Source organism: Achromobacter maghribensis (assembly GCF_057334215.1).
This window is the reverse complement of the sequence record NZ_JBHFII010000044.1, coordinates 380,577-384,349: the sequence shown is the minus strand read 5'-3', so window position 1 is coordinate 384,349 and position 3,773 is coordinate 380,577. Positions and strand designations below refer to the sequence as shown.

Annotated in this window: 6 protein-coding genes and 1 pseudogene; 3 read left to right on the top strand and 4 right to left on the bottom strand. The window is 64.5% G+C overall.

Going from position 1 to position 3,773, the window contains the following annotated elements:
• Positions 1-18 precede the first annotated feature (18 nt).
• The 3 genes from queD to ACE039_RS19715 all read right to left on the bottom strand — a co-directional run bounded on the left by queD (position 19) and on the right by ACE039_RS19715 (position 1,556).
• Positions 19-462, bottom strand: coding sequence for a 6-carboxytetrahydropterin synthase QueD (queD, locus tag ACE039_RS19725; RefSeq protein ID WP_105556828.1), 444 nt, complete (start codon positions 460-462; stop codon positions 19-21).
• Positions 463-490: 28 nt separating this feature from the next.
• On the bottom strand, positions 491-1,123 hold the full coding sequence (gene queE / locus ACE039_RS19720; protein ID WP_485823142.1) for a 7-carboxy-7-deazaguanine synthase: 633 nt from the start codon (positions 1,121-1,123) through the stop codon (positions 491-493).
• Positions 1,124-1,250: 127 nt separating this feature from the next.
• Positions 1,251-1,556: an NIPSNAP family protein gene (locus ACE039_RS19715; protein ID WP_416030274.1), complete on the bottom strand. Its 306-nt coding sequence runs from the start codon at positions 1,554-1,556 to the stop codon at positions 1,251-1,253.
• Between the two features lie 146 nt (positions 1,557-1,702).
• Between ACE039_RS19715 and arfB the strand changes: the two genes are divergently transcribed.
• The 3 genes from arfB to ACE039_RS19700 all read left to right on the top strand — a co-directional run bounded on the left by arfB (position 1,703) and on the right by ACE039_RS19700 (position 3,649).
• On the top strand, positions 1,703-2,119 hold the full coding sequence (arfB, locus tag ACE039_RS19710; protein ID WP_448709169.1) for an alternative ribosome rescue aminoacyl-tRNA hydrolase ArfB: 417 nt from the start codon (positions 1,703-1,705) through the stop codon (positions 2,117-2,119).
• An 84-nt stretch (positions 2,120-2,203) separates the two neighbouring features.
• A complete protein-coding gene (locus ACE039_RS19705; RefSeq protein WP_485823141.1) occupies positions 2,204-2,551 on the top strand; it encodes an ArsR/SmtB family transcription factor in 348 nt (115 codons plus the stop codon).
• A gap of 45 nt (positions 2,552-2,596) precedes the next feature.
• Positions 2,597-3,649: an alkene reductase gene (locus tag ACE039_RS19700; protein WP_485823140.1), complete on the top strand. Its 1,053-nt coding sequence runs from the start codon at positions 2,597-2,599 to the stop codon at positions 3,647-3,649.
• A 33-nt stretch (positions 3,650-3,682) separates the two neighbouring features.
• Here ACE039_RS19700 and ACE039_RS19695 read toward each other — a convergent pair.
• Positions 3,683-3,773: pseudogene (locus tag ACE039_RS19695) on the bottom strand (CPBP family intramembrane glutamic endopeptidase); the annotation flags it as partial.

The window sequence follows — 3,773 nt, the reverse complement described above, 5'->3', positions numbered from 1 at the left end:
CCCCCCCCCCGGGGGGCGTCAGCCGTTGCAGTCGGCCCAGCAGTTGGGCGTTTCGTACAAACGCACCCGCGTCAGGCGCAGGTCGGCGCCGTAGTGGCCGTGGTACTGCGGCGCCAGCGTGTCGAACACGATCTGGGCCAGATTTTCGGCGGTGGGAATGCGGTCCAGCACCACCGTCTTGTGGTCCGGCAGGCTATCCAGGAAGCCGCGCACGGCCGCGTCGCCTTCATAGACCAGGAACGCGTGGTCCCAGACGTCCACGATGTGAGTCTTGGCGATGTGCTTGATCTCGGAGAAATCCATCAGCATGCCGTTATCGGATTCGCCGGGGGCTTGCACCACGTCGCCCGTCAGGGTGATTTCCAGCACATAGCGGTGGCCATGCAGATTGCGGCACTGGCTGCGGTGGTCGGGAATGCGGTGGCCGGCGTCGAATTCCAGCCTGCGGGTCACGGAAATCATCGCGTGCTCCGCAAGGCGTCGGGGTAAATCATGGAATGCCTATGTATTTGTGGGTCTGCAAACTCAGCCGCCATTGCGGATGCTGCATACAGTACTGGACGGCTTGCTGGGTATTGGCCGCGCGCGCGGGGCCATCCATGGGTTGCAGGAAAAAGTGCTCGAAATCCAGGTGCGCGAAGGTTTCGGGCAAGGCGTTGGCTTGCGGATAGACCAGCTTCAGTTCGTCGCCGCGTTCGATGACGATGGGCGCGGTGCCTTTGGGGCTGACGCAGATCCAGTCGATGCCGGCCGGCGCCTTGACGGTGCCATTGGTTTCAATGGCCACGGTAAAGCCGCGGGCATGGATCGCCATCAGCAGCGGCGCGTCCAGCTGCAGCAAGGGTGCGCCGCCGGTGAAGACCACGTAGCGGTCTTCCGTGCCGGGGCCCCACGCGGCGGCGATGGCGTCGGCCAGCAGGTCGGCCGTGGCGAACTTGCCGCCGCCTTCGCCGTCGGTGCCGATGAAGTCGGTGTCGCAGAAGGTGCAGGCGGCGCTGGCGCGGTCGCTTTCGCGGCCGGTCCAGAGATTACAGCCAGCAAACCGGCAAAATACCGCCGCGCGGCCTGCATGGGCGCCTTCGCCTTGCAGGGTCTTGAAGATTTCTTTGGCGGAATAGGTCATAAGGGGTCGTGGCGGGGTGCGGGTGGCCGGGCGCCGTAATAGTCGAGCAAAAGCGCACTATTTTACTTGCAGCGGCGCCAACGTGCCGAATGTCCCCGCGCGGCACAGGTTTTGGGCTGCGGCCGCGTCAGCCGAAGACCGGGCGGAAGAAGCTGCGTTCGTAACTGACGATACAGCGGGTTTGCGTCGCGTAGGCATAGGCCTGCTGGCATTCGGCGTCTTTCAGGGAGTCTTGCCGGTAGGTTTCGTAGGCGGCCAGGCTGGGAAAGGAAAACAACGCCAGCGCGATATTGTTGGCGCCTTCCGACGGCATGAAATAGCCGTGATGCGTGCCGCCGAACCGCTCGACCAGCGGGATCCACATTTTCGCGTAGGTTTCGAACTCGGCGATCGCATTGGTGTCAATAACGTAGCGCAAGTAGCAGGTGATCATGGGAATGGGCTCGTAGGCGGGGTGGCACGGCAGGCGGGATGCCGGCGTGCAGGCCGGCGCATTGTAGCGACGCGCGCGCCCGGCCATCAACGGATCGGCACGCCCCGCGTCACCGGCGCTGGCTCAATCTTGTAGACTGCCGGCCTATGTTCCACATTCAAGATTCCCTCTATCTGGACGAGCGCGACCTGACGTTCACCATGATCCGTGCGCAGGGCGCGGGCGGGCAGAACGTCAACAAGGTTTCCAGCGCCGTCCATCTGCGCTTTGACGTCCGCGCGTCCAGCCTGCCGCCGGATGTCCAGGACGCGGTGTGCGCTATCAGCGACCACCGCATCTCGAAAGAAGGCGTGATCGTCATCAAGTCGCAATCGTTTCGAAGCCAGGAAAAAAACCGGGCCGAAGCCATCGAACGGCTGATCGGCATGGTGCGTTCGGCGCTTCAGGTAGACAAGCCGCGCCGCGCGACCAAGCCGACCCGGTCTTCGCAGCGCCGCCGCGTCCAGCGCAAGGTTCAGCATGGCGAGGTCAAGCGCCTGCGCGGCCGCGTGCAGGGCGACTAGCGCCAATAGCCCCATGCGCCGCAGGGGCATGACTATATATCGAACAACATCGATATAAGATTCGATAAATTGCGATATACAAATATGACCGCATCCCCTTCAACTCCCGATCAGACCGATGCGCAACCCGACATCGACGCCGACGCCATTCTGAAGGCGCTGGCGAACCCGGTGCGTCGCGACATCCTTGCCTGGCTGAAGACCCCACAAGCGCATTTTGAAGAGCGCCCGGGTCACAGTTTCGAGCATGGGGTGTGCGCGGGCCACATCGATCACCGCTGCGGCTTGTCGCAGTCGACCGTGTCATCGCACCTGGCCGTCTTGCAGCGCGCAGGCCTGATCTCGGCGACCAAAGTGGGGCAATGGGTCTTTTTCCGTCGCAATGAACCCGTCATTGCCGCGTTCCTGCGGCAGTTGAACCAGGATATGTAGTCAGCCCTACACATTGCGCCCATTGCCCGGGCGGAAGGATTTTGCATGAGCTCCCTGTTTGAACCCCTGCGCGTCGGTGACCTGACGTTGCGCAACCGTATCGTCATGGCGCCGTTGACCCGCCAGCGCGCAAGCGAAGGCCGCGTGCCCAGCGACTTGATGGTCGAGTACTACACCCAGCGCGCCGACGCCGGCATGATCCTGACCGAAGCCACCGCTGTCACGCCGCAGGGCGTGGGCTATGCCGATACCCCGGGCCTCTGGTCCACCGAGCAAGTGAAGGGCTGGCGCAAGGTCACGTCCGCCGTGCACGACAAGGGCGGCCTGATCCTGGCCCAGCTGTGGCACGTGGGCCGCATTTCCGACCCGGTCTTCCTGAACGGCGAACTGCCTGTCGCGCCCAGCGCCATCGCCGCCGGCGGCCATGTCAGCCTGGTGCGCCCGAAGCGCCCTTACGTCACCCCGCGCGCGCTGGAAACGTCCGAAATCCCGGGCGTGGTCGAGGCCTACCGCCACGGCGCCAAGATGGCCCAGGAATCCGGATTCGATGGCGTGGAAGTCCACGCCGCCAACGGCTACCTGCTGGACCAGTTCCTGCAAGACAGCACCAACCTGCGCACCGACCAATACGGCGGTTCGCTGGAAAACCGCGCGCGGCTGTTGCTGGAAGTGGTGGATGCATGCATCGAAGTCTGGGGCGCGGGGCGCGTGGGCGTGCATCTGTCGCCGCGCGGCGACTCGCACACGATGGGCGATTCGGATCCGGCGGCAACCTTCACCTATGTGGCGGCCGAACTGGGCAAGCGCGGCATCGCGTTCATCTGCGCGCGCGAACACGAAGGCGAAGACAGCCTGGGTCCGAAATTGAAGGCAGTGTTCGGCGGCGTCTATATCGGCAATGAACGCTATACGCGGGAATCCGCCGAGGCCGCCGTCGCGGCAGGCCGCGTCGATGCCGTGGCGTTCGGCGTGCCGTACATCGCCAACCCCGATCTGACGCGCCGCTTCAAGCTGGACGCCCCGCTGAACGCGCCCGAATCGTCCACGTTCTATTCGCAGGGCGCAGCCGGCTACACCGACTATCCGGCCTTGCCGTAACCCGTCTGCCGCCGCGCGCAAGGCTCGGCGGCCCTAGAACCCCGCGCGCATCGGATACGTGAACAAACCGAAGTGCGCGGCATTCAGACCCAGGTGCGCCAGCACCGCGGCGGCCAGCCCGCCG